Genomic DNA, 26991 nt, shown 5'->3' with positions numbered 1-26991 from the left:
CGCACCCACCCAACGGCGGCACCCGCGGCGAGCCGATCATCCCGCTGCCCATCGTCCGGCAGCGCAACACCGCCCTGGCGATCCTCGCCAGTCTCGCGGTCGGCATGGCGATGTTCGGCGGCGCGGTCTTCCTCGGTCAGTACTTCCAGATCGGCCGCGGCTACAGCCCGACCCAGGCCGGACTGCTGACCATTCCGCTGATGGCCGGCGTGCTCGTCACCTCGAACCTGGTGCTCGCCGTGCAGAACACCGTCGCGCTCAAGGACATCGGCGCGGCCAGCTCCACGGTCGCGTTCTTCCGCTCGCTCGGCGGCACCATCGGCGTCTCGGTCCTGGGTGCGGTCCTGGCCCGGCAGGTCACCGACCAGATCACCCACGACCTGGCCGCGGCCGGCGTGCCCGCCTCCGGCAGCGGCGGCGGCACCAGCGCGCTCAACCTGACCGCGCTGCCGGAGCCGATCGTGCACATCATCCGGGCCGCCTACGGCGACGCGACCGGGCACATCTTCGGAATCTCGGCGTTCATCGGGATCGTCGGCATCATCGCGGCGATCGCCATGCGGCCGGTCATGCTGCGCGACAGCCTCGACCTGCCCGACGAGATCAAGGCCGCGGCGGTCGCCGCCGACGCGGTCGACGGCGCCCCGGCCATCGACCAGGTGGACACCACCCGGCGCTGATCCCCGGCTCCCGTTCCGGCGCGCATCTCCAGGCCGACACCACCTCGCGCGCCGGAACGGGCTCCCCCAGCATGACCATCGTCACCCTGCCTACCAGGGAATTCGTGGCGACAGCCGTCTGTTGATCATTCCGCTGCATCCCCCCGTTCGCTACACCCGCCAGGAGCCAGTGGTGATCCCGACCCTCCAGCGGCCCACCGCGCCCGCGATCGTCCTCCCAGAACCCCGAACCCCTTCCTGGGTACGTCGTAACGCGCTCCGCCTCGCCGCCGTCGCCGCGGTCCTGGTGCTGGTGACCGTCGAGCTGGTCCTGGGCTGGAGCTCCCTGACCGACGCGCTGCACCAGCTGCGCCGCCCGCACCCCGGATGGCTGCTGCTGGCCGTCGCCGCCGAGATCGTCTCGATGAACGCCTACGCCCGCATGCAACGGCACCTGCTGCGGTCGGCCGGGGTGCGCCCGCCCATGATCGACAACGTGCACCTCGCCTACGCCGCGCACTCGCTGAACGAGACGCTGCCCGGCGGCCCGGCGTTCTCCACCCGGCTCAACTTTCAGCAGATGCGTCGCTTCGGGGCCACGCCCGCCGTCGCCTCCTGGGTGATCGCGCTCAGCGGCATCCTCTCCGCCTGCGCCCTCGCCGTGATCACCGTCGCCGGCGCCCTCGCCGCCGGTGGCGACGCCGACTGGCGGCACCTGGTCGGCCTGCTCACGGCCACGATCCTGCTGATCGCCGGCGCCCGCCGGATCGCCCGGCGCCCCGCACTCTTCCACGGCCCGCTCGCCGCCGTGAACCGCCTGCGCCACCGCCCGGCCGACCACGGCCACGACCGCATCCAGGACTTCCTCACCCAGCTGCGGGCGGCCCGGCTGCGCCCCGCCCGGGGCCTGGCCGCCGCCCTGCTCGCCCTGCTGAACTGGCTGCTGGACGCGGCCGGCCTGTGGCTGTGCTTCCTGGCCATCGGCGAACCGGCGCCCGGGATCACGGCGACCCTGCTCGCGTTCTGCGCGGCGATGGCCGCCGGGACCGTCACGATCGTCCCGGGGGGCCTCGGCATCATCGACAGCGCCCTGATCCTCGGCCTGATCACCGGCGGGGTGGGGGCGCCGGTGGCGGTGGCGGTCGTCGTGCTCTATCGGCTGATCAGCTTCGGGTTCATCATCGGGCTGGGGTGGCTCTCCTGGTTGCGCCTGCGCCACCGCAGCACGCAGGCCGCTCAGTTGTGACCGGCCACTGGCCTCGGCGGGCGTGGCGACCGTGAACCGGACCATGGACGAGCCGACGGAGGCGTGCCGCTGGAGGGACCCCACTCTCCGGGCGGTGGCAGCGAACCCGGCAACATCCCGCGAAGATTCTGATCCGTCTCGTCGACGACCCGCACCCGCGCGTCCGCTGGGCGGCGGCCACCAATCCCGGGTGCGACGAACACGTGCAGCGCGCCATCTGCGCGTCGGTCCGCTCGCCGGCGGAAGATCCCTCGTACTGAATCGTCTCGCCGGCGTCTCGGCAGGCGGCGCGTCCCCGTTCCCTGCTCACCGCCCCCGACCTCGGCACTGTCAATTGCCGGCATGAGCGCGGGTCCGGTCGCCCGAATGCGAGGCCGAACGTTGACGGTTGACGATATCATCGTCGCATCCGAGTGGTGACAGTTTGGATGAATATGGTCGGGAACATCTTCCAGGCACTCAGCCTGGCCGGGGTAATTCTCGCTATCTACTATGCGTCGTCGCAAACAAGGAAGCTCCAGAGACAAGTTCACATCTCCAACTTGTACAGCAGATACGACGCCCTGCATCATGCCAACGAGCGCTACGATGCCGGTCTTTCCATGCTTTTCCAAAAGCCTGAGCTCAGGCCGTACATCTTCGGGCGGAAGGCCGTGGACCTCGTCGGGGAAGAACTCGATCGCGCTCTCATCGTGGCCGATCAGATGGCCGGCGCTGTTGACCACGCATTGCGAGTGGGTGATCGCTTTCCGGACCCGGGAGACGAAGGCTGGTCTCCCGTCGCCCGGGAGATGGCACGGACGCCGCTCTTCCGGGCAATCGTGCTGGAGAAGCCGCACGATTTTCCTGACCTCGGTAGATACTTCGTGGCCGATGACAACGCGCCCGCCGGCGCGCCGCCGAACGGAATCGTGCCGAATTGAGTGCGCAGGAGAGGTGCGCCCCCTCATCGGCTGGCAGGCGATAAAAGCCCGATACGACCTTGACCCGATGGACCGGAGCGTGCCTGACGGGAACATGGAGGACTGATCTTTTCGGCGACGACTCGGCCGCCGAACTCGTCGCGGAGATCCGGTTATCGGGATCGGGCCTGCTCCTCTGCCTGTTCGAGCCATCCGCGGTAGCAACTGGCGAAACCTGTCGGGCTTCCGTCCGGCTCGCGCAGAGGGCGAAATCCGCGGTCGTCGGCGGTGTCGTCCGCCCACATCCGGCCACGCGCGGGCCCGTTGATCACGAGTGCCTCGCGGTAGGCACAACCGAGGTGGCACAGATAAAGCAGTCCGACGTAGTGCTCGGGCGCGCAGACCGCAGCGTCGTGCTGCTCCCAGTAGGCGTCCTCGGCCGCGTTGAACTGCTCCTCGGATTCGAAGTCGTCCTCGTCCGGTGGTTCAGGCAGGCCATCGGCCGGGTTGAACGCCTCGGTGTGCGGGAACGGCTGGCTCAACGTCTCCAGATCGGTCAACGTCGCGCCATCTCCCTCCCAGCACCAACGGCCTCCGACGCGGCGGAGCGGGAACAGGCCGTATGCGGGCCCAGCCCCGCCCCGGCTGACCTGCAGGAGAAAGGTCCGGTACTCGGCGGGTAGGTCGACGCCCAGCTGTGACTCCAACTCGGCCAGCTCATGCTCGGTGACCGGCGGTTCAAGCCGCCACTGATGGTCGTTGGCTCCGAAAACCGATCCGGCGTGCGGGTGGGTGGACAGCGTGGCCAGGCGATCGGGCACATCCGACCAGTCCGAGATGATCACCGCGACACCATAGACCGCAAGACCGATCCACAACGCGCTCCCGTGCAAGGACATCGCCGGTCAGCAGCGGCCGATCTCCGCAGCTGACGCGCGCTGCCACCAAGGATCGCCTCTATCGGCGAAGTCGTCCCGGCATGGCGGGTGGCAGTCAGCGCCCGGTGAGCTGGCCGATCATGCGGACTGAGTTCTCGACGGTGTCGAAGCCGCGCGGGAGCATCACGCGCTCATAGGCGGCGACCGCGGAGAGCAGATCCTTGTCGGACAGCAGTTCGGCGGCGAGAGTCTCGGCGTCCTGCAGGGCGGTGTTGGCGCCGACCCCGCCGGCGGGCGGCATCGTGTGGACCGCGTCGCCGAGCAGTGTCACGGGGCCGGGCGGCCACGGGTCGAAGCGGGTGCCGGCGCGGAGAGTGATCGGGAAGAAGGAGGTGCTGTCGCCGTACGCAATAAGGGTCCTGATTCTGGGGTCCCAACTGCTCGTGGCGTCGATCGCCGTTTGGTGGAGGTCGGCGCCGACTCGCTCCGGGGTCGTGACCAGCGCGATCATCAGGTATCCGCCGGGGTGGTCGCGGTAGCGGACGGGAGCGAAGCCGACGCCGATGCCGTTGTCGCCGGCCACCCAGCAGAATCCGCGGCGGAAGTCGGCCGGGATCAGTGGCTCGGTCTCGGCGTCGATCGGCATCCGGCCGTAGACGCAGCGTAACCCGAGGTCGCGGGGACCAGAATCGGGAACCAACTGCCGCCGCACGGCCGAGCCGACCCCGTCCGCACCGACGAGGAGGTCACCTTCGTCGGTGCCGCCCCCGGCGAACTCGACGCGGACCCGTCCGGAATCGGTCCATTGGTAGGAACTGACCGTCCGCCCGAAGACCACTCGGCCGTCGAGCCCGGTCAGCAGCCCGCGGCGGAACGTGTCCCGGTCCACGTTGCTGAGTTCGCTCGCCGGGATGCCGGGGAACTCCTGCGCGAAGACCCGTTCGAGCCGCTGGGTGAACGTCGCGACCAGGTCCCCGTTGACGCCGCTGGTGTCGCGGACCCGGTCGAGCACCTCCGGCGGCAGGCAGGCCCGGAGAGCGGCGTTCCCGTTGGCGTCGATGTGGATCCGGTAGCCCTGGTTGCGAGTCCGTGGGGTCGGGTCCTGCTCGTAGACGACGGCGTCGACGTCGCCCTGCCGCAGTGCTTGCGCGAGGGCGAGACCGCCGATGCCGGCCCCGCTGATCAGTACTCGTGTCATGCCCGGCACGGTATCAATCGCACGCATGTTTTTGTCAATCATATGAATACTTGACTGTTTCAGGCGGGCGTATGATCACCGCGTGACATCTCCACGTCCGCGCAGGTCACCAGCGCCGCAGAACCGGCAGCGGGACCCCGAGCGCACCCGGCAGAAAATCCTCGAGGCGGCCGCTGCGGAGTTCTCCGAGCACGGCTACGCCGGCGCGCGGACCAGGGCGATCGCCTCCCGGGCGGGGGTGAACCAGCAGCTGGTGTCGTACTACTTCGGCGGGAAGGAGGGCCTCTACCGGGCCATGTCCGAGCGGTGGGCGCAGCGCCGCGACGAGCTGGCACCGCCCGGCTCGTCGCTGCCGGACCAGTTGCGCGGCTACGCGACGGAGACGCTGCGCGACCCGGCCGGCGTGCGGATGTTCGCGTGGAGCGGTCTGCAGTGGACCGGCCCCGACGACGACCCGGACCGCGACACCCGCACCGAGATGCTCGGCGGCAGTGTCACCCGGCTGCGGGCCCTGCAGGCGGCGGGCCGGCTGCCGGCCGAGCTCGACCCGGTCTGCCTGGAGATCATGCTGATGGCCGCGTGCATGGCGACGACCACGCTGCCGCACGTGATCGAGGGGCTGGTCGGGGCGGATCCGCGCTCCCCCGAGTTCGTCGAGCACTACGCGAGTCAGGTCGCGCTCCTGGCCCAGCACATCGGCCTCGGCGACTGACCGGCGTCACCGAGGCGAGTCACGACGCGCTCCCGGCCCAGCACATCGGCCTCGACGACTGACCGGCGTCACCGAGGCGAGTCACGACGCGCTCCCGGCCCAGCACATCGGCCTCGACGACTGACCGGCGTCACGGAGTCGAGTCAGGACGCGCGACCGGCTCGCTTCGGCGACTGATCGTCCGGTGTCAGGGGACCGAGACCACGACCACGCCGGTCGCGACCAGGATCGCGGAGAGGACGCGGAAGCGGCCGAACGGCTCGTGGAACCGCAGGACGCCGGTCAGCGCCGCGAGCACGCCGCTGCTCCCGCGCAGGGCCGCGACCGGGGCCGGCGCGCCGCGCGTCTGCGCCCACAGCACCAAGCTGTACGCGAGCAGTGACGACGTCCCGCCGGTCAGCCCGAGCACGCGGTGTGGCCGGATCTGCACGAGCAGCTTGCGCTCCCCCGAACGATCAGACAGTGGACCCCGGCGAGGCAGCCGTCGCCCCGCCGGCCGGCGTGACCTCCTCGCGATAGCCGCTCAACGTCAGCCCGAGAACAGTGCGGAACTCGTTGGCCAGGTGGGCGTGGTCGCTGTACCCGAGGTCGGCGGCGACCGCGGCCAGGCTGAGGCCGGGTTCGGCTCGCACGCGTTCGGCGGCCTCCTGCAGACGGCGGCGGCGGATCATCGTGAGCGGCGACAGCCCGACGTAGCGTGCCGCGAGCCGCTGCAGCGACCGCGCCGACACGTTCAGGCGCTCGGCCGCGTCCTTGACCGTGCGGATCGTCGGGTCGGTGTCGATGACGTCCGCCATCGTGTTGGCCAGTAGCGCCTCGTGATCGGGCGGGGGCACCGAAGCGGCGAGCCAGTCACTGAAGGCCTCGATCGCGTGCCGGTGCCGGGTCGCGGCGTCCCCGGGGCCGGCCATCGCGCGACCCACGGTCTCGTGCAGGACCGGGATCTCAATTTCCCGGTACGTGTCCCGCAGCGCCCCCGGTTCGGCGACCAGGTGTGGCACGGCGGCCGGTCGCAGCAGCGCGCCGACGCCCCACCCGGTTCCGCTGAGGTCGCGGTGGGAGGCGCGCGTCGTCGGCCCGGAGAGCCCGACCAGGTCCGGCTCGACGACGAGGTTGCAGGCGGGGAAGGCGATCAAATGCTGGCGGGAGGTGCGGCCGGGCTGGATCTGCCATTCCGGGATCCAGAACCATCGCACGAGCCGGGCGACCGCGTCCGGCGGCGCATATCTGTCGAAGGTGGGCAGACGGGCCGGGTAGAGGATGCCACGCGGCTGGGTCTTCTGTCGCGAATCTTCAAGCGGCTCGGCATCGGGCATACCTACGATCCTGACCTATGACCGAGACGAACAAGGCCGCGGACGGCCAGTACACGACGAACGGCATCCCGCACGGCGCGACCCGGCTGACCCCTTTCCTGGTCGTTCCGGACTCCCGTGGGGCCATCGACTTCTACATCAAGATTTTCGGCGCGCGGGTCGTCGACGTGACCGAGTTCGGCGACGTGGTCGCGCACGCCGTCCTCGACTTCGGCGGCTGCCTGCTGCAACTGGGTGAGCCGCAGCCCGACTACGGGCTGATCCCGCCGCCGGCCGGGGACCAGGACTGCTACTCGATGGGCCTGTACTGCCCGGACGTCGACGACGTGGTCGCGCGGGCCGAGGCGGCGGGCGCGGTGGTGCGCGAGGCGCCGGCGACGTTCGTCTCCGGTGACCGGTTCGCGAGCGTCCGGGACCCGTACGGGATCAGGTGGTCGATCTTGACGCGGGTCGAGGACCTCTCGGAGGAGGAGAGCGCCCGCCGGGTCGCCGAGTGGGCCAGTCAGCAGAGCCAGCCGGCCTGACCCCTCGGCGACCGGGGCGTCAGGGCAGGAAGACCGCGCGGACGCAGCCGTCCTCCTTCTCCTTGAACATGCGGTAGCCCTCCGGCGCCCGGTCCAGCGGCAGCACGTGGGTGGCCAGGTGCTCGGTCGTCACCTCACCCTTCGCCATCCGCTCCAGCAGCATCGGGATGTACCGCTGGCCGTGCATCTGCGCGCCCCGTACCGTCAGGCCCTTGTTCATCAGGGCGCCGAGCGGGAACTTGTCGACGACGCCGGCGTAGACGCCGAGCACGAACACCGAGCCGCCCTTACGGCAGGCGTGAATGGCCTCGCGGACCGCGATCGGGCGGTCGGTCTGCAGGCGCAACTGCTGCTTGATCTGGTCGTATCCGAAGTGCGGCCCGGGCGCGTGCGCCTCCATCCCGACCGCCTCGATGCACACGTCCGGGCCCCGGCCGCCGCTGCGTTCGCGCAGTTCGGCCGAGACGTCGGTCTTCTCGTAGTTGACCGTCTCGGCGCCGATGTGGCGTTCCACCTGCTGCAGCCGGTTGTCGAGACGGTCGATGACGATCACCCGGTCCGCGCCGAGCAGCACGGCGGCGCGGGCCGCCATCTGACCGACCGCACCGGCGCCCCACACCGCGACGACGTCGCCGGGTTTGACGCCGCCCAGGTCGGCGCCCATCCAGCCGGTCGAGGCGGAGTCGGAGGCGAACAGCGCGCGCTCGTCGCTGACACCGTCAGGCACGGTGAACGCGCCGACGTCGGCGAACGGCACCCGGATGTACTCGGCGTGACTGCCGGCGTTGCCACCCATCGCGTGCGAGTAACCGAAGCAGCCGCTCGGCGCGTGCCCCCACAGCGACTCGGTGATCGCCGGATTGGTGTTACCGTTGTCGCAGAGCGAGTAGAGCTTCTGGTCGCAGTACCAGCAGTTGCCGCACGAGATGAACGACGAGACGACGACCCGGTCACCGACCCGGTGGTTGCGCACGTCCGGTCCGGTCTCGACGACCTCGCCGAGGAACTCGTGCCCGAGCACGTCCCCCTTCTCCATGAACGGGATGTACCCGCCCAGCAGATGCAGATCGGAACCGCAGGTCACGCTCTTGGTGACCTTGACGATGACGTCGCCGGGGTTGCGCAGCTCCGGGTCGGGCACGGTGCCGACGGCGAGCTTGTTGATCCCCTGCCACTGCAGCGCCTTCACAGCAGGCCTCCCTCACGGCCGTGGCGGGTGGCCGTCTGCAACGGCCGGTTCAGCAGCGTCGGCGTCGTCGTGGCCGGGCCGGACGGCAGCAGCACGTCACCGGCCTCGATCAGCGAGCGCGTCTCCCGCAGGGCACGGCGCACGTCACCGTCGGTCACCGGAGAGCCGTCGGGAATGCGTACAGTAATCTCTGTTCCTCGGTCTCCCGGGGCGGCCCGCAGGCTGATCTCGACGCTCCCGGCGATCTCGCGCAGCGAGCCGGGCAGCTGGGTGGCCTGCAGCTCGCCGATCGGTTTGTAGACGGTCAGGACATGACTGCGGTGTGCCGCGGGCCCGGAAGCGGCGCGGCGTCGCCTCGCGGCCACCGCCACGGTTCCGGCCGCGATCGGTGCGGCAATCAGAAGAGCTTTTCCGGTACGTCCCATGCGCTCCCCGATTCCACAGAAACCGGCGCCTAAACAACCGTTGCCGGCGCAGTCCCCGCACGGCCGCTGAGCACGGCCGGGTGGCACAGCAGTTCGGCGCGGCCCAGGACACCCGACAGCGACGGAAGCGCCGAGCCCGGACCTCGCCGGGTACGCACAGCGAGCGGTCAGCCAGTTTTCAGGGTCCGCGAGTACATAAAGAGGTGATTGATACCGGCCGGGAGGAGAGATCCGGTGACCATTCCTGAGCAGCGTCCGGACCCATCGGCGCAGGGGCCTTGGGCGCCCGGGCAGCATTGGCCGGTCAACACCGGCTGGACTCCGCAGGGCCAGTGGGCGGGTCAGGGGCAGTGGCCGGCGGCCGCCGGGTGGCCCCCGCAGCCGCAGCCGGCCCCGAGACGCAACGGGCGGGCCACCGCGTTCATCGGCGGCGGGCTCGCCGTGCTCGCGCTGGCCGCGGGTGGCGGTTTCGCGGCCGGGTGATCACTGAAACCGACGCCGGCGGCACGGACGACGGCCTCCGTGCCCTACCTGCCGTTTAACCCGGGAACGGGCAGCGGCAGCGGCTCCCCGTTCGGCGGCACCGGCCCCGGCTCGGGCAGCGACAACTCCGGCAACGGCGGTGGGACGACCGCGAGCGGTGCCACGCCGGAGCAGGTCGCCGCGGTCGCCGCCAAGGTCGACCCGGCGCTGGTCGACATCGACACCGTGCTCGGCGCGCAGAACGCGGCCGCCGCCGGCACCGGCATCGTGATCGCCTCCGACGGGATCGTGCTGACCAACAACCACGTGGTCGCCGGCGCGACCAGCATCACCGTCACCGACATCGGCAACCACAAGGCGTACCGGGCGGCCGTGATCGGCTACGACCGTTCGCACGACGTCGCGGTGCTGCGGCTCTCCGGCGCGTCCGGCCTGGCCACGGCCGGCGTGGCGACCACGGCGGTCAAGGCGGGTGACCCGGTCGTCGCGATCGGCAACGCCGGCGGCACCGGCGGGACCCCGAGCGCGGTCGGCGGCGCCGTCACCGCCCTCGACCAGTCGATCACCGCGTCCGACGAGTCGTCCGGCGCGTCGGAGAAACTGACCGGGCTGATCGAGGTGAACGCGGCCATCGAGGCCGGCGACTCCGGCGGCCCGCTGCTGACCACTTCCGGTCAGGTGATCGGGGTGGACACCGCGGCGTCGACCGGTTTCCGGTACCCGCAGGCCGGCGGCCAGGGCTACGCGATCCCGATCGCGGCCGCGACGGCGATCGCCGGCCAGATCCGGGCCGGGGCGGCGTCGAGCAGCGTCCACATCGGCGCCACGGCGTACCTCGGCGTCGAACTGACCAGCAGCCAGAGCGGCTACCAGGGCGTGCCCGGGCCGGCCGTGCTCGGCGTGGTCAGCGGCTCCCCGGCCGAGTCGGCCGGACTGACCCGCGGTGACGTGATCACCTCGGTCGGCGGCACCGGCGTCGCCACCGCCACCGACCTGACCAACCTGATGGACCGCTACCACCCCGCCGACCGGGTCGAGCTGACCTGGACCGACGTCAGCGGCACGTCGCACACCGCGACGGTCAAGCCGGCTACCGGCCCGGTGGGCTGACCGCACTCCCCTCGACGCCGGTCTCGTATGCGGTCCGCCCCGTCTCCGGATCACGCGCGTGCAGCGTGTGCGGGACCGGCGAGTGCGGACCGCCGAGGTCGGCGACGGTCGCCGACGCGCCCCGCACGGCCCGGACCACCTCCGGCGGGGCGGTGAGGTCGATCCGGGTCACCACGCCCGGGGTCGCCCACACCGGCACCCCGGCCGGCGTGCCGGAGAGCTGCGAGTGAAAATGTCCGCAAAGGATCCGGCGCACGCCTCGATCACCTGCAAGGCTTGCGCGTACGCCTCGGGAGTCCCGTCGTCGGCCACGTCCCCGGTGACCAGGACCGCGTCGAGGTCCCACAGCTCGCCACGGTCCCGCAGCATCAACCGCAGCGACGCCGCCGGGTCCACTCCGTGGTTGTTGGGCCCGGCGTCCCGAATCAGATCCGTGTCGGACAGGTGAAGTATCCGCATCCCCGAACGCCAAGTGCCGCCCGTCTGGCCGTGAAGCGCCAACCAGCGTCGAGTGGCCGGAACACATGCCGATCGGCCCTGTCCCCGCCGTCGACGCCATTCCACCGTGAGAACCAGGGAACGGAGGCGTCGCCATGCACAGTTCGATGCCGATCGTCGCGCTGGTGTGCTCGGCCGGTGGCCTGCCGGCGATCGAGGAGATCCTGTCCGGGTTGCCACCGGACTTCCCCGGCGCGGTGATCACGCTGCGCCGTCAGGACCCACGGGCGCACCGCGATCTGCTGGCCGAGATCCTGAACCGCTCCAGCCGCCTGCCGGTCGAGTTCGCCTGCCACGGCGGACACCTGGCCGCCGGGCGGGTGCTGGTCGCACCGACCGGCTTCCACACCCTGGTGAACTGCTCCTACGAGGTGACGCTGGTGCCCTCCGACGACCGGCCGCCCTATCGCCCGTCGGCGGATCTGCTGCTGACCAGCATGGCGCTGGCCGCCGGCCGCCGGGCGATCGCGGTGTTCCTGTCCGGTCACGGCAACGACGGCGCGACCGGTGCCGCCGCGATCCACCGGCTGGGCGGCACCGTCGTGGCCGTCGACGGATCCACGTCGACGGTGTCAGCGATGCCGTACGCGACGATCAGCCGCGACAAGATCATCGATCACGTCGTCCCGGTCGAGCGCATCGCCGGCCTGCTGACGGCGATCACCGCCGACCCACCCCTCAAACTCGTGGGCGGCTGACCTCCGGGAGGAGTGATGGAGCGTTATCCCGTACGTGTGCAAGCTCATCGCGACGAATCACTGAGCCGAGGGCTCTGGCTCGTCAAATGGTTGCTGCTGATCCCGCACGTCATCGCCCTGGCCGTGCTCTGGACCGGGGTCGTGGTGCTGACCCTGGTCGCCTACGTGGCGATCCTGTTCACCGGGCGCTGTCCCGCCGCGATCCGCGCCTACACCATCGGGGTGCTGCGCTGGACCTGGCGCGTCGGCTACTACGGTTACCAGGCGCTCGGCACCGATCAGTACCCGCCGTTCACCCTGGCCGACGTCCCCGGCCACCCGGCCCGGTTCTCGGTCGGCGAGCCCGAACCGATTCCGCGCTGGCTGCCGCTGGTCGCCTGGCTGTCAGCGGTGCCCCACCTGATCCTCATCGGCGCGCTCACCACGACAGCGACCTGGGCGGGCCCGGGGTACACCCGGACCTCGATCAGCGTGCTCGGCGCGGCGGTGCTGATCGCCGGGCTCGCCCTGCTGTTCACCGGGCGGCTCCCGACCGGCCTGCACGACCTGCTGGTCGGCATCGCCCGCTGGCAACTGCGGGTCATCGCCTACCTGACGATGCTGACCCCGCGCTACCCGCCGTTCCGCCTGGACCAGGGTGGCGCCGAACCACCGGACGGACCCATCGGTCCGGTCCACACGGACCCGTCGGTCCCGTCAGTCCCGGCGGACCCGTCGGTCCCGGCGCACCGGCCGTCCGCCGCCGGACCGGTCACCGCCCTGGTCATCGGCGTGCTGATCCTGCTTCCCGCGGTGGGGCTGACCATCGGTGGCGGCACGGTGCTGGCCCTGGATGCCGCACGTGACAGCGCCGGCTACGTCACCAGCCCGGCCGTCGCCCTGCACAGCAACACCGCGGCGATCACCGCGGAGAACCTGACCATCACCTCAGCCGACGTCTGGACCCGCGACGTCGCCGACGTCGGCGGCCTGCGGCTGACCGCGACCGCACCGGCGGGCCGGCCGGTCTTCATCGGCATCGCCTCGCAGCAGGCCGTCGACGCCTGGCTCGGCGGGACCGCCCACGACCAGTTCCTCGGGATGCGGTCCGGGACGGCCCGCTACGACCGCGCCGGTGGCACGACGCGCTCGGTGGCGAGCCCCGCGAGCGAGCAGTTCTGGCTGGCCTCGGCCGGCGGAACCGGCTCGACGACGGTCAACTGGAAGGTCACCGACGGGCAGTACGCCGTCGTGGTCGCCAACCCGGACGGCTCCCCCGGCGTGACCGCGGACGTGCGCGGCGCGGTGCAACTGCCCGCGATGAGCGGGCTCGGCACCGGTCTGCTCGTCGCCGGCATCGTGTCGGGTCTGCTGGCCGTCGGCCTGATCGTGCTCGGCGGCGTCGGCCTCGGTCGCCGGCACAGCGCCGAGCCGCCCGGACCCGGTCCGCAACCACCACCGCAACCGGCGCCGCCGCTGTCGACGGCCTCGACCTGAGCGTGCGGCGGCTCCCCGGCACTGATGCCGGGGAGCCGCCACTCACGTCTCCGCCAGAACGCAGTTCAACTACCACGCATCCGGCGATGCCGGTCGACCAGGTGGTTGCGCCCGGCTCAAGGTTGTGGCTTGCGGCCGTCACGCAGTTTGCCGAGCAGTCGCCTGGCCCGCTGCTGATTCTCGGGCTCGGCCAGTTCCTGTCGTCCCCGCTCGATCAGCTGCTTGCCACGAGGACTGCGGAGGAATTCCCGAAGGCGCTGCAACAGCGTCGGCATGTCTTCTCCTTCCCGCGGGCCGGTCGGGACTGCTCACTCGCCGAGACGACCGAGCAGGTCCTACACCTTGCCGGTGACCTGTTCCCCGGCGGCGGTGACGGTGTCACCGGCCCCGCCGACCGCTTCCGTGGCATCGGCGGCGGCGGTCGTTGCGTCAGTTGCGACGCTCGAGGCGACCTCCGTCGCGGCAGCCACTGCATCGGTTGCTTGATCTGCGGCATCGGGAACAGCGGGAACCTCGATGCCCAGGGACTCTTTGACGGTGGCGAGGAACTCTCGCAAGGGTTGCCACATCGGATCCTCCTGTGGATGGTGCCGTCGTGGCGCTGTCCCTCAACGGTGGACCGGTACCGGGCGGGTGGCGAGGGCCGATGGTCCCGGTCTCGCGAGGAAGGGACGGATCACCCGGTTCCGACGCCTCCGCCGGGTGCGCCCCGGGCCGGTCGGCCCTGGTTCTCAGCGTGGCCGTGGCGCAGGGTGGAGGCATGCCGGGCACCGTCCTGGTCGTCGAGGACGATCGGGAGTTACGGGAACTGGTCCGCCGCTATCTGCAGCGGGCCGGTCACCTGGTGCACACCACCGGGTCCGGTGCCGAGGCGGTCGGCCTGCTCGCCGGCGGCGGTGTCGATCTGGTCGTGCTCGACCTCGGGCTGCCGGACATCGACGGGCACGACGTGCTGGCCGTTGCCCGCACGGACCGGGACGTGCCGGTGGTGATCCTGACCGCACGCAGCGGTGTCGAGGACCGGATCGACGGGCTGCGCCGCGGCGCGGACGACTACGTGACCAAGCCGTTCTCCCCCACCGAGCTGGTGCTGCGGGTCGAAGCGGTGCTGCATCGCGCCCGGGGCGGCAACGGCGCCGGTGAGGTGGTGACGTTCGGCGGCCGATTGCGGGTGGACGAGGCGCGGCACGAGGTACGACTCGACGGCGCCGTCCTGGATCTGACGCCGACGGAGTGGGGTCTGCTGACCGCGCTGGCCACCACCCCGGGACGGGTGTACTCGCGATACGAGCTGATCAATCAGGTACGTGGTTACGAGTTCGCCGGCTACGAGCGCACCGTCGACTCCCATGTGAAGAATCTGCGCCGCAAGCTGGGCCCGGACGGCGCCCGGATCGTGGAGACCGTGCTGGGAGTCGGCTACCGGCTCGGGTGGTCACGTGACCAGTGATCGCGCTCCGCTGACCGGTCCGCTGGGCCGGCGGCTGCTGGCCGCGTTCCTGCTGGTGGCGTTGTCGTCGGTGGTGGTGCTGACCGGCGCCGCGCTGGTGGCCACCGACCGGGGCCTGTCCAGCGCCGCCCAGCAGGACCGCCGGCGGACCGCCACGCGGGTGGCGGCAGCGGCCGCGGAGGCGTACTCCCGCTCCGGCGGCTGGAGCAGCGCCGACCTGACCGCCGCGGCGGCGATCGCGGACGCGGCCGGCGCTCGGCTCACCGTGCGGGACGCCGACGGGAGCACGGTGTGGATCGGGCGCGGAATGGGGCCGGGTATGGGCGGCATGCACGGCGCGGACGGCAACGGCGGAGGGGCGGCCGAGTCGGCGGTCACCGTCGCCGGGCGGACGATCGGCAGTGTCCGGCTGGCGTTCCCCTCGGCCGCGGCCGGTGGCCGTACCGTGGCCTGGTCCTGGATCGCCGGGGCGGCCGCGGTCGCGGTGCTGGCCGGGCTCGCGGTCAGTGCCTACGTCGCGCGGCGGCTGGCCCGGCCACTCGTCGCGCTGGCCGCGACCGCCCACCGATTCGCTGCCGGTGATCGCTCGGCGCGGGCCCGGCTGCGGGCGCCGGGTGAACTCGGCGAGCTCGGCGAGGCCTTCGACACGATGGCCGACGAGGTCGTCAAGGCCGAAACGGTACGCCGGCGGCTGGCCGCGGATGTCGCCCACGAGTTGCGTACGCCGCTGGCCGGGCTGCAGGCCGGGTTGGAGGAACTGCGCGACGGACTGCAGCAGCCCGACCCGGTACGGCTGGCCGCCCTGCACGACCAGTCGTTGCGGCTGGGCCGCATCGTGCAGGACCTGGCCGACCTGTCGGCAGCCGAGGCAGCGGCCCTGTCCCTGAACCTGACGGAGGTCGAGCTCAGCCAGGTGGCGGCAGAAGCGCTGGCAGCGGAGCGGCCACGCCTGGACGCTGCCGGGCTCGTCGTCACCACCGAACTGGACGGACGGGTGCCGGTACGCGGCGACGCCGACCGGCTGCATCAGGTGGTGAGCAATCTGCTGGCCAACGCGGCCCGTTACTGCCGGCCCGGTGACCGGGTGCACCTGACGGTCCGGGCCGAGGACGGGGCCGCCGTGCTGCGGGTCGCCGACACCGGTCCGGGCATCGCCGCCGACGAGTTGCCGCACGCCTTCGACCGGCTGTGGCGTGGCCGCGGCGCCGCGACGGTCGCCGGTTCCGGGATCGGGCTGGCCGTCGTACGCGAGATCGTGACCGCCCACGGCGGCACGGCCGGCATCACGTCGGCGCCGGACGGCGGGGTGAGCGTCACCGTCCGGCTACCGTCGGCCGGTGACGACACCCTGCGGCGTGGCCACTGATCCCTTGCGGTGCGGCCGCGACGTCACCGGGCCGGTCATCGCGTGAAGGCAGCCAGGTGCCGTTCCGAGGCGGCCAGCAGCCGGCTGTAGACCTGCTGGACGTCGGCGGCGGTCAACCCGCTCAGGGCGGCTGTCAGCGCGGCGATGTCGTCGCGTTCGACCTGCTGCCCGGCGGCCAGAGCCGCGGACAGGCCGCCCTCGCCCTGCGCGAGCAGCTTGTCGTAGGTGGACTGCACCGCCGGGTCGGTGAACGTGCCGGGCGGCTGGTTCACGGTCGGGTCGGCGATCCCGTAGCGCCGCAGCACTGTGCGGACCATGGACAGGTGCTGCGACTCGGACATGGCTATGTGGCCGAAGATCGCCTCGTCGTAGCGACCGGCGAAGGCGACGTACAAGTCGTGGGCGAGTTTCTCCTCCGGTGCCATGGAAGCCAGGGTGCGCTTCTGCGCGTCGGTCAGCGTGCCCTGCGCGGCGGTGAGGCCGGCGCTCATGCACGTGCCGTCCCGGTGGCCGCCGCCCATGCCGTACCCGGAACCCATGCCGAAGCCGTTGCCGCCCGGCACTGCGGTGCTGGTCACGGCCGGGCCGCCGAACGGGTTGCCGGCCAGCGCCGGGGCCGCGACCGCCAGCCCACCCAGGCCGAGCGCGCCGGCCGCCAGAACCGTGGCGGTGCGGCGGGTGATGGTCTTCATGACTTCTCCCTTCCTGTCACCGCTTCACCATGACCGGCGGGCGTGATGGCGGCGTGCAACCGCTGTGCAGAACGCGTGGAGAATGTCGCACCGGGCAGTTCGCCGGTCGCAACCCAGCTGCTACCTGGCCACACTGGGCCCGCACCCGGTCCGGCCGAAAACTGGAGGCCACCCCGAAAAGTCTTACGGATCCCCGGGCGGATCCGCACGGAAAGAAATGAGGGTTGCCGACCATGTCGAGCCACTCCGCGACCTCCCTCGCCGCCGACCGGACGTACGGTCAGCATCCGGCGTCGTGGTGGGCGCAGTTCCCGGAAGCCTCCGAACGGCTGGACACCGCGTCGATGACCGAGGCCCTCGCCGACGTGATCATCCCGCGGATCAGCTCTCCGCTGCTGCGCCGGGAAGCGCGGATCGCCACCGACGTCACCGTCCGGCACCTGAACAAGCCGGCCAGCCCGGAACTGGCCGAGCGCGCCGGTCAGGCCGCCGAGCGGCTGCTGGCCACCGTGGAGCGGCTCAACGAACGATCCACGTCGGATGAGCCGGTGGCGGCCGAGGCCGAAGCGCTGTGCCTGGTGCTGACCGGCCGGTGGGCCGAGGCGGCGGCCCGGGTCGAGCCCTATGTGGGTACCACCGCCCTGTTCAAGGCGTTCGTCGCCGCGCTGCTCCTGGACCGGCTGGATGTGCCGCTGACCCTGCGGCTGCTCGGCGCCGGGCAGCCGCCGGCCATGGCCGTCCGGGCCGGCCGGGCCATCGGCAAGTACGGCTGGTGGCCCACCTGGCTGCTGAAGGTGGTCACCGGCCGGGCGCTGGCCGGAACCCTCGACGAGCAGACGATCACCGCTTTGGACCGGTGCGCGTACGCCGAGCTCAGCCCGGCTCAGGCGCGTTTCGCCCAGCGGATCCTCGACGGCGACCAGCCCCTCATCGACGCGTCCGCCCAGCGGCTGGAGACCTACGGCGAAGCAGGTGCCGCCAGCAGCCTGCGCGAGGGGGATCTCTCGGCGGTCGCGCTGGCCGCTCGCCTGATCCCGCTGTGAATGTCCCCCCGGTCACCACCGACCGCCCCGAAGGGAGCCGGCATCCGACCGCAGCGCGAACCCGACGAGCGACGATGGCCACCGGGTGGGGTCTTCCGGCTCTGCCGGGTGGCCCATGGCCGCGTCTAGCCTGCCTGCAGGAAACGGCAGTTCGCCACCACGGTGGGAGGTCGCCATGCCGGTCGAGCCCCGGACACGCAAACCCTGGCTGCCACCACGCTGGTTCGTCCGCACCGCGTGGGCGGCGCATCGGAGCGTCTACCGGGTTTCCGGCGGCAGGGTGGGGCTGTGGAAGCCACGCACCGGCGGCTGGGGTGCCCTGCGGTTGACCACCACGGGGCGGCGCACCGGGCGTGAACGCAGCGTCGTCCTCGGCTACCTCGAGGACGGTCCGAACCTGGTCACCCTGGCGATGAACGGGTGGGGTGACGGCGCGCCCGCCTGGTGGCTGAACCTCCAGGCGCATCCGGAGGTGACGGTGGTCTCGGCCGACGGCCGGTACCGTGCGCTCGGCCGTGCCGCCACGGGCCCCGAACGTGACCGGCTGTGGGACCGGTGGCGGCAGGTCGACAAGAAGCTGGACGAGTACGCAGCGCTGCGCTACTCGGAGACTCCGGTCGTCGTCCTGGAGCCGCTCGGGCCGGCCTGACAGCCGGCGACACCCGGCCATCCTCTCGCGGCGCGGCCATTGCGGGGTTACCCGACGGGCGTCCACACCCGGATGTGATCCACCCGCTTGACCGCGGTCGCCGTGGCCGGATCGGGTGGGATGCGGGAGTAGACCGCCAGGTTGGAGATGAGCGCGGTCAGTCCGTCCGAGGTCGCCGCGGTGCGACAGACTCGTACGCCGTCGACGTACCAGGTGGTACCGGACGCCTCGATCGTCACGCCGTAGGTGTGCCAGCCGTCCGCGGGATGGAAGGCCGGACGCCACTCGCATCTGCCGCCCGCTCCGGAGAACTGAGTGGCGTAGAGCATCCGAGGATTGTCCGAGTAGTACTCGTACACGTCGGTCTCGGTGTGCCGATCCACGCCGTCGGCCTGCCAGGTCCAGAACGCGGGCCAGAAACCGCGGTCAGCGGGCAAGATCGCACGCTCCTCCACGTACGCATACCGGAAGTGGTACGCCGGGGCGCTGCTGATCAGGCAGGACGTCCAGGCATAGGTCTGCCCGGACGCCGCGGAGGTCACCCGCTCGCGACGGGCCGTCATGGTCAGCAGCCCGTCGCCGACCCGGCAGTTCGCGGCCTGATTCCACTCGAGTTGCTCGTTGCCCGGGTTGCCGTGGCCGTCGTCCGGCTCGGCACTGGAGTGGTCGGACCAGCGCCGCGGGTCGAGGACCGCCCCGTCGAACTCGTCGCTGAACGCCAGTCGCCAGTCGCCGGGCATGCCCAGCGGCTGCGGGCTCGCCGCGGGGACCACGGGAGCGCCGCAGCCGCCCAGAACGAGGACAACCACGAGCGCCAGCAGCCGGCCGATCACCGCAACACCTCCTCGGTACGGGCGGTGAGCTGCTCGTACGTACGCCGTAGGTCGAATTGCGCGGCGTGCCGCGCTCCTTGCTCGCCCTCGGCCTCGCAGGCCGCCGGGTCGAGCAGCCGCCGGCTCAGCGCCTCGGCCAGCGCCTGTGGATCATCGGGCGGGACCTGTGCGCCGGCGCCCGGGAGAAGCGCTTCCCTCAGCCCGGGGACGTCACTGGCGACGACGCTGCGGCCGGTGGCCATCGCTTCGAGCAGGACCAGCGAAAGCCCCTCCCACCGCGACGGCAGCACGACGACGTCGGCGGCCGCGAGCCAGTCCCGTACGTCCTCGACTGCTCCGGCGAAGCTGACGCCGGGCGTGTTGCCCGCCCGCAGCCGCGGCCCGAGGTCACCCTCGCCCACCACCGCCAGGCCGGCCCGCGGACAGACAGCCCGGACCGCCGGCCAGGCTTCCAGCAGCACGTCCTGCCCCTTCTGCCGGGTCAACCGGCCCGGGCAGACGGCCAGCGGCACGTCGATCGGCACACCCAGCCGGGTACGGGCGGCGAACCGCTCCGCCGCGTTCGCGGGCTGGAAACGCTCCAGGTCCACGCCGTTGCGGACCACGGTGCACCGGCCTGCGATCCCGGCCGCGCGGCCCTGTTCCGCCTCGCCGTCGCCGACACAGATCAGCAGGTCGGTCCGGTGCGCCGCGAACCGCTCCCACCGCACGCAGGCCCAGCGCAGCGGACCGTCGACGGCCAGCCAGGACCAACCATGCGGCTGGAACAGGACCGGCACCCCCGCTGTCGGCCACAGACGGCCGGCCAGGCCCGCCTTCGACGCGTGCAGGTGCACCACGTCCGGCCGGACCGTCCGGATCAGCGCCCGCAGCCGGGCGATCTCGCCGAGCGACGCCGGGCCGGGGCCGCGGGTGGCGGCCCAGCGAAGGCGAGGCACGCCCGCCCGGCGCAGGGCGGCGGCGAGCCCTCCGCCGTCCGGGCAGGCGGTGGTGACCCGCCACCCGTGGGCACGCTGGTGACGGCAGGCGCCGAGGACGTATCGGGCCACCCCGGCTTCGGTGGGCTGGGCCACGTGCAGCACGGTGACGGTCACGCCCGGATCCGATCACGGACCGTCCGCAACCACGGCGCGTGCTTCTTCGCCGCTGCCACGGCGGCCCGCCAGGCCCGGACGCGGAGGGCGTAGGCCATACCCGCGGGACTTCCCGGCCGGATCAGCAGGACCCGCTCGTTGCGCTCGCGCTGCGGCCGCCAGCGATCCTTGTACGGTTCCTCACCCCGCAGGAAGCTCATCGCGGACAACCCGAGCCGGTGCGCCCGCGGTACGGCATCGGCCAGCATCATCACGGTCAGGTCCATCCCCCGGCGCAGCGCCGGGTCCGCCCCGTACAGGTAGCCGTCCAACGCGTCGTGCCCGACGAAGGCCAGGTGAGAGGTCTTCACCCGGTCGCCGTCACGATGCTCGACCAGCACCGCCTGCCCGGCAGCGAGCATCGCGGTCACGGCCCGGCCCAGGTACGCCGCGAACTCCTCGGTCAGGTGCTCGGGGTTGATGCCCCGGCCCCGCCACTGCAGCGCGTGCAGCCGCAGCAGCTCCGGCACCGCTCGATCCGCCTCGCCCGCGGTGACCTCGTGCCGTACCAGCCCGGAGCGGTTCAGCGTGACCAGTGCGTGCCGGGCGTGCCGGCGTTGCCGTCCGGGCAGTGACGCGACGAAATCGTCCCACGGGAGTGCTGGTAGGTGCTGGCACACCGACGAGGCGATCCGGTAGCGGTGCCCCGGCCAGGCGTCCCAGAACGCTGTGCCGGTCGTCGCGCCGGGCCGCGTCTCGGGCAGGTCGATCGCTCGCCAGCCGGGTTCGCGCAGCAGAGCGTCGGCCAGGGCCCGGGCCGCCGGACCGGCGAGGTCGTCGGCGATCAAGACCTCGGTGTAGTCGGCCAGCGTGCCTCCGAGTGGCACGAGAACGCGGGTACCGGCGCGGTGTGACAGCATCAGCGGCGCCGCGGCGACGAGCCTGCCGTCCCGGCGGATCAGGACGAGACGCAGACGGCCCGGTTCTGCGTAGGCGTGCCACCAGGCGTCCAGCCACCCGTACGACTGGAAGGGTGACGCCGCCGGGCAACGGTGGTACAGGTCCTCCCAGTCGTCGCGCAGCTCACGGAATGCGTCGTCGCCCCGGGTCTCGGCCGTCCATCCGGCTCCGGCCAGCACGATCATGATTGCTCCTCCTCCGGTTCGTCCACCGGGACCCGCCCCACGGCCCGGCTGGGCACGCTGCCCACGGCGGGCGAGACCGGTTGCTCCGCAACGGGCCGCAGGATGTCGGTCATCGCCGTGGCGTCCTCTTCGACCGGTGGCATCGAGAAGAGGGGTATTGCGGCTGTCCGGGTCGCGGCAGTCGGCGGCATCGGGGCGCGGCCGGCGCGGGGCGAGCGCTCGACGTGGCCGGGCTCGGGCGCCGGCTCTCCACCGCCGCCTCCACCCAGGGCGATCAGCCCGCCGATCAGCAGGCCCGCGGCGGCGCCGATCGCCAGTTCCCACGGAGGTTTCGGCGACGTGGGCCGGTCCGGCACGGTTGCTGCGGCCAGCACCGACAGCTTCACCGTGGTGTCCGTGCCGTGTTTGGACGCGTACTCGGCGAGCCCCCGGGCCACCGCGTTGGCGAGGTCGGCGGCGTGCTGCGCGTCGTCGCTGGTGGCGACGAGTTCGACAACCGGGGCGTCGGGTGAGGTGGCCGCGCGCACCGAGGAGAGCCCGGAGGTGTCGGAGAGCCGGTTCGCGGCGACGGCGAGCACCGGACCGCTGGTGGCGATGCGGCCATAAGCCTGCGCGAAGTTCAGCGCGGTCGCCGGATCGCTACGGGAGGCGGTCGCGACCAGGTAGGCCTTCGCCGTGTAGGTGGGGGTCTTCACCGCCGCGTACGTCGCGCCGGCCGCGCCACCGGCCACCGTGAGCACCATGATCAGAACGAGCCGCCGGAGCCCCCGGCGCAGAGGCGATGACGTGTTCACAGACGATCCCCTTCCAGGACGGACGGCACGATGTGCTCGTAGAGATCCGTCACCGCACCGGCGAGCCGCGCGATGTCGTAGTGGTCCACCACCGGCGGAACCGCTGACCGGACCCGGTCGTGCCCGCGGAGCCCGATCAGTACGGTGGCCAGCGCGCGTGGCATCGCCTCGGGGGTGTCGACCCGCAGCGCCACACCGCCGGCCGGGATGTCGTCGAGCGCCGGGCAGCACGCATACACCACGGGTAGCCCACTGGCCAGTGCTTCGAGAACCGCCAGACCGAAGGTCTCCTGCGGCGACGGGGACGCGAACAGGTCCATGGCGCAGTACAGCTCGCGGATGCCGGTGGCCTCACCGGTCAGGACGAGCCGGTCGGCCACGCCGAGCCGGCCGGCCTGCTCCCGAAGTGCGGGTGCCGCCGGGCCGTCGCCGACCAGGAGCAGGACGGTGTCCGGCAGGTTCGGCAGCGCTTGGACGAGCAGGTCGAAGCGTTTGCCGGTCACCGTACGCCCGACCGCCCCGATGACCTGCTCGCCGGTGGCGACGCCGAGGCGGGACCGGGCGGTGAGACGCAGGTGCGGATCGAAGCGGAACTCGGCGGGGTCGATGCCGTCCGGGATGACGGCGATCCGGTGGGCGGGCACACCCCAGGCGAGCAGCCGCGCGGCGACCACGCCGGAGACCGCGATCGTCATCCGGCCCAGCCGCTCGGTGACCAGGTAAAGGGCCCGTACGCCGGCTGAAGTCCTTCGGCCCTCGATGATGCCGTCGCCGAGCGAGTGCTCAGTGGCCACCACGGGCACGCCCGCGAGCCGGGCCGCGACCCGGCCGTAGACGCAGGCCCGGTAGAGGTGGGTGTGGACCAGGTCGAAGCCGCGACGGCGGATGAGGCGAGCGAGACGGGGCACGACGGTGACGTCCCGGTTGCCGTTCATGAGGACTTCGTGCACCACGGTGCCGTCCGCACGGATCGCACGGGCCACCACGCCGGGATTCGACAGGGTGGCGACCTCGCAGTCAGCGGACATCCGGCGTAGCAGCAGCCGCAGCTGGTGCTCGGCCCCGCCGGCGTTCAGTCCGGTGATCACATGCAGGACTCTCATGCCGGCACCCGCCCGGCGGTGAGGTGGTGCCGCAGCAACTTGGCGTAGAGGCGCGCCGAGTTGTCCCGGTCGCCGATGAACGTGCGCGGCAGGGTGAGGCGACCGGCCGGCCGGTTCCGGCCCGCCGTGCAGGCGTATTCGTAGCCGGCTGCGGCAACGGCCTCGATCTCCCGGGGGCCGGCCGCACCGTACGGGTAGCAGAAGCCGATCACCTCCTCACCGGTCAGACCGGCGAGGATCTGGCGGCTGCGGGACAGGTGCTCGCACAGGTCCGCGGGGGTCAGCCGGGGCAGGTGTACGTGGTGCAGGCCGTGCGAGCCGACTTCGATGCCGGCCGCGGCGACCTGGCGTACCTGGGCAGCGGTCAGCAAGCGTTTGCGGGGACCGGGGTCGTCCCAGGTGTTCGCACCGCCGAGCGCGCCCGCGACGACGAACACGGTGGCGGTGAAGCCGTACCGGGTGAGGGCCGGCAGCACCTGCGTGGCGAAGTCGGCATATCCGTCGTCGAAGGTCAGGCCGACCAGCCCGGCGCCCCGGCCGGCGTGGCGCGAGCGCAGCAGTTCACGGACCGACACGCCCCGCCGTCCGTGCCGGCGCAGCCACCGCAACTGCTCCTCGAAGCGGCCGGGCCGCACGGTCACCTGGTAAGGGTCGATGTCGTAGTCCTGCACCGAGTGGTGCATGAGCACGAACGGGGCGAATTCAGCGGCCATGGTGCAACCTCCGGGAGATGGCTGTGACGGCCGCGGTGATCTCGGGAAATCCGGCGAGATGGGCCAGCGCGGCGAACACGGCGAGCACGACGACGCCGCCCACGACCGCCTGCAGCAGGGGTGCGAGCCCGGCCGTGAGGAATGCGGCGATCAGCCCGGCGGCACACGCGACAGCGCCGACCACCGCGAGCCGGGCCGCCGGGCCCAGGACCGAGCGCATCGAGATCGGCAGCACCCTGCGGTGCAGCCCGTGCAACAGCACCACCGCGGTGGTGCTGATCCCGATGCCGTTGGCCGCCGCGATGGCGGACGCCCCCAGGACCGGGGTCCCGAGCACGGCGAGCAGGGCGGTCAGACCGAGCCCGGCCGCCATCGCTCCGACCGGGAACCAGGTCCGCCGGCCGTCCGCGTAGTACGGACGGGCGAGCACCCCGACCAGCGAGTGGCCGAGCACCCCCAGGGCATAGACGCGCACGAGCGTGGCGGTAGCGCCGGTGTCCGCCTCGGTGAACGCGCCGTGCTGCAGCAGAACAGCGACGACCTGCGGTGCGTACGCGATGAGAAAGGCGACCGAGACCAGGATCAGCGCCGTGACCGTGCGCAGGTCCGCCTCGACCCGTCGGCGGGCTTCGGCGACGTCACCGGCGGCGACGTCACGGGCGAGGGTGGGAAAGGTGACCGCGCAGATGAGCAGCGCGACGAGCATCGGGATCTGGTCGATCTTCTGCGCGTAGTTGAGGTGCGAGATGGTTCCCGTGGGCAGCCCGGAGCCGACGAAGCGTTCGACGAAGACCTGCGCCTGCCGGGTCAGCGTGTAGACGACCACCGGAAGGACCGCGGCCGCGGTCAGGGCCGAGCCGCTGAGCCGCCAGCGGCGTGGCAGGCCGACCCTGCGCAGGTACGCCGGCACCTGGACGAGCACCATGAACAGTCCGCCGACGGCGACACCGGCGGCAGCACCGACCACCCCGGAACGGGCGTGCAGGAGCACCATGCAGCCGACGATGCCGATGTTGTACACCAGGGTGAGCGCTGCTGGCGCGGCGAACACCTGATGGGCGCGCAGGGCTGCGCTCAGGTAGCCGGCCACGCCGAAGGTCAGGATGGTCAGGGCGGTCCAGCGGGTGCAGCTGACGGCCAGGTCCTGGCTGCCCAGGCCCGGTGCCAGCGCGCGGACCAGCAGCGGGGCTCCGGCCAGGACCGCGGTGCACAGGGTGACCAGGACGAGCGCGATCCGGGGCAGGGTGGCCGCCACCACCGTGCGCGCGTCGCCGTCACGGGCAAGGACCGCGCTGAACGCCGGGATCATCAGCAACGACATCGCGCCCTCGACGACCAGCACGTACGCCGTTTCGGGCACGGTCCACGCGACCAGGAACGCGTCGGTGCCGCCCCCGGCACCGAAGTAGCGGGCCAGCAGCAGATCGCGGCCGAGCCCCAGTGCCGTGCCGCTCAGCGAGATCGCGACGGTGAGGAGCGCTGCCTTGGCCAGCGTGGTGGTGCTCATGGCGTCACCGTCACTGCGGCCGGGGCCGGGGCGGGCACGATCAGAGCACGCCGCGCGGCCAGGCCGAGCAGCACCGCCAGCAGGACCGCGCCGGGGCCACCACCCAGATCGCCGTAGACGAAGTCGACCAGGGTCCAGGCCATGATGCCGGGTGCGGCGAGATCAAGGAATTTTTGCTCGGGCCCCGGCAGTGTGGACGGGACGCGACGTACGGCGCCTGTCGCCAGCGCGGCGAGCAACCCGCTGAACGCGACCAGCCCGACGGTGCCCTGCTCGCTGACGACCTGCAGGTATTGGTTGTGGGCGGACAGCAGCGGCTCGCGGCCCATGCCGGTGGACGGGTCGCCGATGTCGCTGCCGGCCGACAGCGCCACCGAGGCGTAGGAGTCGCGGTAACCGGCGAAGTCCTTGATACCGACTCCGAGGATCGGGTGGTCGGCCCAGATCGCGGCAGCGGTCCGCCACAGCGCGTAGCGGTCGAGCACGGACTGGTCCGGGGTGCTGCCGGAGCCGGCGATGCTGACGACCCGCTGCACGAACGTGCCCTCGGCCGGGTCGCTTCCCGCGGTGAGCGACACGGTGATCAGCAGCAGCACGCCGGCACCGGCCACGCCGGCGGCCAGCCGCCAGTTCGCCGCAGCGAGCACCGTCAGCACGCCGATCGTGGTGGCGACCCAGGCGCCACGGCTCAGGGTAAGAGCAAGCGGGACCGTCAACAGAGCGGCGAGGACGATCACCGCCGGCCGGACCGGGCCGCGGGCCGCCAAGGCGAAGGCCAGGGTGACGACGATCCCGTACCCGAGCACCGAGGCGAGGGCCATGACCTGTCCGGGCCCGAAGGTGCCGATCGCACGGATGTACGCACCGGCGTACGACGCACCGGTACGGGTGAGGTACTGGTAGACGCCGACGCCGCCTTCGGCGACGCTCACCGCGACGATCGATCCTGCCACCAGGCGTACGTCGAACCGGTCACGCAGCGACAGCGCGACCGCCAGCGGGACGAGCACGAAGATCTCGGTGTAACGGACGAAGCCGAGGACGCTGGTGGACACGTCCGTCGCGGTCACGGTCGCCACCGCGAAGGCCGCCAGGGCGACGGCGAACGGCAGCCGGCTCCGTCGTGTGCCGGCGCGTGATCCGCCGAGCAGTCGCACGGCGACAGCCGTGACGGCCAGACCGGCGGCGACGTCGGCCGGGCTGAGCTGTGACCTGGTCACGTCGTCGGTCCCGATGGGCAGGCAGACCAGCAGGACCGTGGCGGCGACCAGCACGCTCGGCCGGCTCAGCGGGAGTCGCGGTCGCATGG

30 protein-coding genes and 1 pseudogene are annotated in these 26991 nt (G+C 71.9%); 13 read left to right on the top strand and 18 right to left on the bottom strand.

Features of this window, described 5'->3' with window-relative positions; translation table 11 throughout:
• Window positions 1–29 precede the first annotated feature (29 nt).
• The 3 genes and pseudogenes from ACH442_RS19685 to ACH442_RS19675 form a co-directional block, all read left to right on the top strand.
• Window positions 30–680: pseudogene (locus ACH442_RS19685) on the top strand (EmrB/QacA family drug resistance transporter); the annotation flags it as partial.
• 172 nt (window positions 681–852) lie between these two features.
• Window positions 853–1905, top strand: a complete 1053-nt coding sequence (locus ACH442_RS19680) for a YbhN family protein (protein ID WP_396339482.1) — start codon at window positions 853–855, stop codon at window positions 1903–1905.
• 416 nt (window positions 1906–2321) lie between these two features.
• Entirely contained in the window at window positions 2322–2828 is a 507-nt protein-coding gene (locus tag ACH442_RS19675) for a hypothetical protein (RefSeq protein WP_396339481.1), read from the top strand.
• 152 nt (window positions 2829–2980) lie between these two features.
• Here ACH442_RS19675 and ACH442_RS19670 read toward each other — a convergent pair whose 3' ends face one another.
• Window positions 2981–3652 (bottom strand): SMI1/KNR4 family protein, encoded by a 672-nt coding sequence (locus tag ACH442_RS19670; protein WP_396339480.1) that lies wholly within the window; start codon window positions 3650–3652, stop codon window positions 2981–2983.
• A gap of 148 nt (window positions 3653–3800) precedes the next feature.
• Window positions 3801–4883 (bottom strand): FAD-dependent oxidoreductase, encoded by a 1083-nt coding sequence (locus tag ACH442_RS19665; protein ID WP_396339479.1) that lies wholly within the window; start codon window positions 4881–4883, stop codon window positions 3801–3803.
• Between the two features lie 82 nt (window positions 4884–4965).
• Here ACH442_RS19665 and ACH442_RS19660 point away from each other — a divergent pair, with 82 nt between their 5' ends.
• A complete protein-coding gene (locus ACH442_RS19660; RefSeq protein ID WP_396339478.1) occupies window positions 4966–5595 on the top strand; it encodes a TetR/AcrR family transcriptional regulator in 630 nt (209 codons plus the stop codon).
• A gap of 187 nt (window positions 5596–5782) precedes the next feature.
• On the opposite strand, the gene ACH442_RS19655 is transcribed toward ACH442_RS19660, so the two are convergent.
• Entirely contained in the window at window positions 5783–6025 is a 243-nt protein-coding gene (locus ACH442_RS19655; RefSeq protein ID WP_396339477.1) for an EamA family transporter, read from the bottom strand.
• A gap of 25 nt (window positions 6026–6050) precedes the next feature.
• A complete protein-coding gene (locus ACH442_RS19650; RefSeq protein ID WP_396339476.1) occupies window positions 6051–6911 on the bottom strand; it encodes a helix-turn-helix domain-containing protein in 861 nt (286 codons plus the stop codon).
• A 17-nt stretch (window positions 6912–6928) separates the two neighbouring features.
• Here ACH442_RS19650 and ACH442_RS19645 point away from each other — a divergent pair, with 17 nt between their 5' ends.
• Entirely contained in the window at window positions 6929–7435 is a 507-nt protein-coding gene (locus ACH442_RS19645; RefSeq protein WP_396339475.1) for a VOC family protein, read from the top strand.
• 19 nt (window positions 7436–7454) lie between these two features.
• Here the strand turns inward: ACH442_RS19645 and ACH442_RS19640 are convergent, their stop codons facing one another.
• Window positions 7455–8624, bottom strand: coding sequence for a zinc-dependent alcohol dehydrogenase (locus ACH442_RS19640; RefSeq protein ID WP_396339474.1), 1170 nt, complete (start codon window positions 8622–8624; stop codon window positions 7455–7457).
• The gene (locus ACH442_RS19635; RefSeq protein ID WP_396339473.1) at window positions 8621–9049 is read right to left on the bottom strand and encodes a hypothetical protein; all 429 of its coding nucleotides are present in this window, start codon (window positions 9047–9049) and stop codon (window positions 8621–8623) included. Before ACH442_RS19635 ends, ACH442_RS19640 begins: the two co-directional genes overlap by 4 nt.
• Window positions 9050–9283: 234 nt before the next feature.
• On the opposite strand from ACH442_RS19635, the gene ACH442_RS19630 reads away from it, so the two are divergent.
• Window positions 9284–9532, top strand: coding sequence for a hypothetical protein (locus ACH442_RS19630; RefSeq protein ID WP_396339472.1), 249 nt, complete (start codon window positions 9284–9286; stop codon window positions 9530–9532).
• Between the two features lie 39 nt (window positions 9533–9571).
• Window positions 9572–10642: a S1C family serine protease gene (locus ACH442_RS19625; RefSeq protein WP_396339471.1), complete on the top strand. Its 1071-nt coding sequence runs from the start codon at window positions 9572–9574 to the stop codon at window positions 10640–10642.
• On the opposite strand, the gene ACH442_RS19620 is transcribed toward ACH442_RS19625, so the two are convergent.
• Window positions 10623–10898, bottom strand: a complete 276-nt coding sequence (locus ACH442_RS19620) for a hypothetical protein (protein WP_396339470.1) — start codon at window positions 10896–10898, stop codon at window positions 10623–10625. The genes ACH442_RS19625 and ACH442_RS19620 overlap by 20 nt on opposite strands.
• A gap of 337 nt (window positions 10899–11235) precedes the next feature.
• Between ACH442_RS19620 and ACH442_RS19615 the strand changes: the two genes are divergently transcribed.
• Together ACH442_RS19615 and ACH442_RS19610 are read left to right on the top strand one after the other, a co-directional pair.
• Window positions 11236–11838, top strand: a complete 603-nt coding sequence (locus tag ACH442_RS19615; protein WP_396339469.1) for a chemotaxis protein CheB — start codon at window positions 11236–11238, stop codon at window positions 11836–11838.
• A 15-nt stretch (window positions 11839–11853) separates the two neighbouring features.
• Entirely contained in the window at window positions 11854–13314 is a 1461-nt protein-coding gene (locus ACH442_RS19610) for a DUF4389 domain-containing protein (protein ID WP_396339467.1), read from the top strand.
• A gap of 116 nt (window positions 13315–13430) precedes the next feature.
• On the opposite strand, the gene ACH442_RS19605 is transcribed toward ACH442_RS19610, so the two are convergent.
• A complete protein-coding gene (locus ACH442_RS19605; RefSeq protein ID WP_396339466.1) occupies window positions 13431–13589 on the bottom strand; it encodes a hypothetical protein in 159 nt (52 codons plus the stop codon).
• A 60-nt stretch (window positions 13590–13649) separates the two neighbouring features.
• A complete protein-coding gene (locus ACH442_RS19600; RefSeq protein ID WP_396339465.1) occupies window positions 13650–13883 on the bottom strand; it encodes a hypothetical protein in 234 nt (77 codons plus the stop codon).
• A 191-nt stretch (window positions 13884–14074) separates the two neighbouring features.
• On the opposite strand from ACH442_RS19600, the gene ACH442_RS19595 reads away from it, so the two are divergent.
• Both ACH442_RS19595 and ACH442_RS19590 read left to right on the top strand, forming a co-directional pair.
• Complete coding sequence (locus ACH442_RS19595) at window positions 14075–14764, top strand: response regulator transcription factor (protein ID WP_396339464.1); 690 nt, start codon at window positions 14075–14077, stop codon at window positions 14762–14764.
• Entirely contained in the window at window positions 14754–16130 is a 1377-nt protein-coding gene (locus ACH442_RS19590) for an ATP-binding protein (RefSeq protein ID WP_396339463.1), read from the top strand. The genes ACH442_RS19595 and ACH442_RS19590 overlap by 11 nt, the downstream gene beginning before the upstream one ends.
• A 35-nt stretch (window positions 16131–16165) precedes the next feature.
• Here the strand turns inward: ACH442_RS19590 and ACH442_RS19585 are convergent, their stop codons facing one another.
• Complete coding sequence (locus ACH442_RS19585) at window positions 16166–16822, bottom strand: DUF2202 domain-containing protein (RefSeq protein ID WP_396339462.1); 657 nt, start codon at window positions 16820–16822, stop codon at window positions 16166–16168.
• Window positions 16823–17055: 233 nt separating this feature from the next.
• On the opposite strand from ACH442_RS19585, the gene ACH442_RS19580 reads away from it, so the two are divergent.
• Entirely contained in the window at window positions 17056–17865 is an 810-nt protein-coding gene (locus ACH442_RS19580; protein ID WP_396339461.1) for a hypothetical protein, read from the top strand.
• A 175-nt stretch (window positions 17866–18040) separates the two neighbouring features.
• Window positions 18041–18514 (top strand): nitroreductase/quinone reductase family protein, encoded by a 474-nt coding sequence (locus ACH442_RS19575; protein WP_396339460.1) that lies wholly within the window; start codon window positions 18041–18043, stop codon window positions 18512–18514.
• 47 nt (window positions 18515–18561) lie between these two features.
• On the opposite strand, the gene ACH442_RS19570 is transcribed toward ACH442_RS19575, so the two are convergent.
• From ACH442_RS19570 to ACH442_RS19535, 8 genes are read right to left on the bottom strand one after another with little or no spacing between them, the layout of a single operon-like run.
• On the bottom strand, window positions 18562–19347 hold the full coding sequence (locus tag ACH442_RS19570; RefSeq protein WP_396339459.1) for a family 16 glycosylhydrolase: 786 nt from the start codon (window positions 19345–19347) through the stop codon (window positions 18562–18564).
• On the bottom strand, window positions 19344–20441 hold the full coding sequence (locus ACH442_RS19565) for a glycosyltransferase (protein WP_396339458.1): 1098 nt from the start codon (window positions 20439–20441) through the stop codon (window positions 19344–19346). The genes ACH442_RS19570 and ACH442_RS19565 overlap by 4 nt, the downstream gene beginning before the upstream one ends.
• Window positions 20438–21565 (bottom strand): GNAT family N-acetyltransferase, encoded by a 1128-nt coding sequence (locus tag ACH442_RS19560; protein ID WP_396339457.1) that lies wholly within the window; start codon window positions 21563–21565, stop codon window positions 20438–20440. Before ACH442_RS19560 ends, ACH442_RS19565 begins: the two co-directional genes overlap by 4 nt.
• The gene (locus ACH442_RS19555; RefSeq protein WP_396339456.1) at window positions 21562–22359 is read right to left on the bottom strand and encodes a Wzz/FepE/Etk N-terminal domain-containing protein; all 798 of its coding nucleotides are present in this window, start codon (window positions 22357–22359) and stop codon (window positions 21562–21564) included. Before ACH442_RS19555 ends, ACH442_RS19560 begins: the two co-directional genes overlap by 4 nt.
• Window positions 22356–23462: a glycosyltransferase gene (locus tag ACH442_RS19550; RefSeq protein ID WP_396339455.1), complete on the bottom strand. Its 1107-nt coding sequence runs from the start codon at window positions 23460–23462 to the stop codon at window positions 22356–22358. The genes ACH442_RS19555 and ACH442_RS19550 overlap by 4 nt, the downstream gene beginning before the upstream one ends.
• The gene (locus ACH442_RS19545; RefSeq protein WP_396339454.1) at window positions 23459–24175 is read right to left on the bottom strand and encodes a polysaccharide deacetylase family protein; all 717 of its coding nucleotides are present in this window, start codon (window positions 24173–24175) and stop codon (window positions 23459–23461) included. The genes ACH442_RS19550 and ACH442_RS19545 overlap by 4 nt, the downstream gene beginning before the upstream one ends.
• Window positions 24165–25682 (bottom strand): murein biosynthesis integral membrane protein MurJ, encoded by a 1518-nt coding sequence (murJ, locus tag ACH442_RS19540; RefSeq protein ID WP_396339453.1) that lies wholly within the window; start codon window positions 25680–25682, stop codon window positions 24165–24167. Before murJ ends, ACH442_RS19545 begins: the two co-directional genes overlap by 11 nt.
• Window positions 25679–26989 (bottom strand): O-antigen ligase family protein, encoded by a 1311-nt coding sequence (locus ACH442_RS19535; protein ID WP_396339452.1) that lies wholly within the window; start codon window positions 26987–26989, stop codon window positions 25679–25681. Before ACH442_RS19535 ends, murJ begins: the two co-directional genes overlap by 4 nt.
• Window positions 26990–26991: the final 2 nt, after the last annotated feature.

Source organism: Actinoplanes sp. NPDC020271, from assembly GCF_044388125.1.
Lineage (GTDB): Bacteria > Actinomycetota > Actinomycetes > Mycobacteriales > Micromonosporaceae > Actinoplanes.
The sequence above is the reverse complement of the archived record's forward strand: the minus strand, read 5'-3'. Positions and strand labels throughout refer to the sequence as shown.

Bases quoted from the DNA above. Each gene is read 5' to 3' on its own strand.
- ACH442_RS19585 (WP_396339462.1), bottom strand. From the start codon at position 16,822: ATGAAGACCATCACCCGCCGCACCGCCACGGTTCTGGCGGCCGGCGCG.
- ACH442_RS19650 (WP_396339476.1), bottom strand. From the start codon at position 6,911: ATGCCCGATGCCGAGCCGCTTGAAGATTCGCGACAGAAGACCCAGCCG.
- ACH442_RS19610 (WP_396339467.1), top strand. From the start codon at position 11,854: ATGGAGCGTTATCCCGTACGTGTGCAAGCTCATCGCGACGAATCACTG.
- ACH442_RS19600 (WP_396339465.1), bottom strand. From the start codon at position 13,883: ATGTGGCAACCCTTGCGAGAGTTCCTCGCCACCGTCAAAGAGTCCCTG.
- ACH442_RS19580 (WP_396339461.1), top strand. From the start codon at position 17,056: ATGTCGAGCCACTCCGCGACCTCCCTCGCCGCCGACCGGACGTACGGT.
- ACH442_RS19595 (WP_396339464.1), top strand. From the start codon at position 14,075: ATGCCGGGCACCGTCCTGGTCGTCGAGGACGATCGGGAGTTACGGGAA.
- ACH442_RS19535 (WP_396339452.1), bottom strand. From the start codon at position 26,989: ATGCGACCGCGACTCCCGCTGAGCCGGCCGAGCGTGCTGGTCGCCGCC.
- ACH442_RS19605 (WP_396339466.1), bottom strand. From the start codon at position 13,589: ATGCCGACGCTGTTGCAGCGCCTTCGGGAATTCCTCCGCAGTCCTCGT.
- ACH442_RS19645 (WP_396339475.1), top strand. From the start codon at position 6,929: ATGACCGAGACGAACAAGGCCGCGGACGGCCAGTACACGACGAACGGC.
- ACH442_RS19635 (WP_396339473.1), bottom strand. From the start codon at position 9,049: ATGGGACGTACCGGAAAAGCTCTTCTGATTGCCGCACCGATCGCGGCC.
- murJ (WP_396339453.1), bottom strand. From the start codon at position 25,682: ATGAGCACCACCACGCTGGCCAAGGCAGCGCTCCTCACCGTCGCGATC.
- ACH442_RS19550 (WP_396339455.1), bottom strand. From the start codon at position 23,462: ATGAGAGTCCTGCATGTGATCACCGGACTGAACGCCGGCGGGGCCGAG.
- ACH442_RS19545 (WP_396339454.1), bottom strand. From the start codon at position 24,175: ATGGCCGCTGAATTCGCCCCGTTCGTGCTCATGCACCACTCGGTGCAG.
- ACH442_RS19575 (WP_396339460.1), top strand. From the start codon at position 18,041: ATGCCGGTCGAGCCCCGGACACGCAAACCCTGGCTGCCACCACGCTGG.
- ACH442_RS19615 (WP_396339469.1), top strand. From the start codon at position 11,236: ATGCACAGTTCGATGCCGATCGTCGCGCTGGTGTGCTCGGCCGGTGGC.
- ACH442_RS19665 (WP_396339479.1), bottom strand. From the start codon at position 4,883: ATGACACGAGTACTGATCAGCGGGGCCGGCATCGGCGGTCTCGCCCTC.
- ACH442_RS19560 (WP_396339457.1), bottom strand. From the start codon at position 21,565: ATGATCGTGCTGGCCGGAGCCGGATGGACGGCCGAGACCCGGGGCGAC.